The organism is Micromonospora maritima (genome assembly GCF_902825405.1).
Classification (GTDB): Bacteria; Actinomycetota; Actinomycetes; order Mycobacteriales; family Micromonosporaceae; genus Micromonospora; species Micromonospora maritima.
The window spans coordinates 1-1,263 of record NZ_CADEAU010000863.1 but is presented as its reverse complement, the minus strand read 5'-3'; the positions used below and the strand labels follow the sequence as shown (position 1 = coordinate 1,263).

Sequence of the window (1,263 nt, the reverse complement as noted above, 5' to 3'; positions counted from 1 at the left end):
CGGCGGCGGTGGCCCAGGAGTAGCGGGACCGGGCGCGTTCCAGCGCCGCGGTGGCGTAGGCGAAGCGGCGGATCCGGTCGCCGAGCAGGCCGCGGATCGCCGCGCCGAGCGCCGCCGGGTCGCGGGCCGGCACCAGGTCGCCGGTACGTCCCGGCACCACCGTGTCGATCAGCCCGCCGACCGCGGTGCCGACCACCGGCACGCCGCACGCCATCGCCTCCAGCGGGGTGAGCCCGAACGGCTCGTACCAGGGGGCGGCGACAAGCACGTCCGCCGAGCGGTACCACCGCCCCATCTCCTCCCGGGGCACCGCGCCGACGAGGCGCACCCGGTCGGCGAGGCCGAGCGAGTCGGCGAGCGCCCGCAGGCGCAGCGCGTACGGGTCGGTCTCCAGCAGGCCGGCCGGCGGTCCGCCGACCACCACGCACTCGGCGTCCGGGACCAGTGCGACGGCCTGGATGACGTCCTGGAAGCCCTTGCGTTCGACAAGCCGGCCGACGGTGAGGATGCGGGCCCGGCCACCGTCCCGCTCGGCGACCGGGCCGAGCGGACCGAAGGTGGACAGGTTCACCCCCGACGGCACGACGGTCATCCGGGAGCGGGGCACGCCCATCCGGACCAGCTCGGCGACCTCGTCCTGGCACTGGGCGACGACCCGGTCCACCGCGCGGCCCAGGTCCCGCTCGTGGTCGATCCGGCCCGGCGGGCTGGTGTCCTGGGCGCCCTGGTGGCGACGCTTGACGGTGCCGAGCGCGTGGTAGGTCTGCACCACCGGCACCCCGGTGCGCCGGGCCGCGGCCAGCCCCGCCAGGCCGCTCATCCAGAAGTGCGCGTGCACCACCTCGGGCTGCCAGTCGCCGGTGCGCCACCGGTCGGCCAGCCAGTCGGAGAACGCCGGCATGTACGGCAGCAGGTCGTCCTTGGCGACCGGCTCGGCCGGGCCGGCGGGCACGTGCACCACCTCGTACCCGTCCGGGGCGCGTACGGTCACCGGCAGGTCCACCGCGTCGAGCCGGGTGTAGACCCGGACGTCGTGACCGGCGGCGGCGAGCGCGGCGGAGAGCTCGGCGACATGCGTGTTCTGGCCACCGGCGTCCTCCCCGCCGAGGACGGCGAGCGGGCTGGCGTGTTCCGAGATCATCGCGATGCGCATACTTCCTCCTCCAGCAGCCGGTCCCAGTCGGCGAGGAATCGCTCCAGGCCGTAGCGGTCACGGGCGGCGGCCCGGGCCGCGGCGCCCGCCCGGCGGGCGGCCGCCGGGTC

General features: G+C 76.6%; 1 protein-coding gene and 1 pseudogene. Both read right to left on the bottom strand.

The features are described 5' to 3' along the window. Positions 1 to 1,153, bottom strand: a 1,153-nt coding sequence (locus HUW36_RS33095) for a glycosyltransferase (protein WP_174531610.1), incomplete at its 3' end; no start/stop codon positions are given. Next, positions 1,138 to 1,263 (bottom strand): annotated as a pseudogene (locus tag HUW36_RS33090) (glycosyltransferase family 1 protein); the annotation flags it as partial. The gene HUW36_RS33095 and the pseudogene HUW36_RS33090, both read right to left, overlap by 16 nt.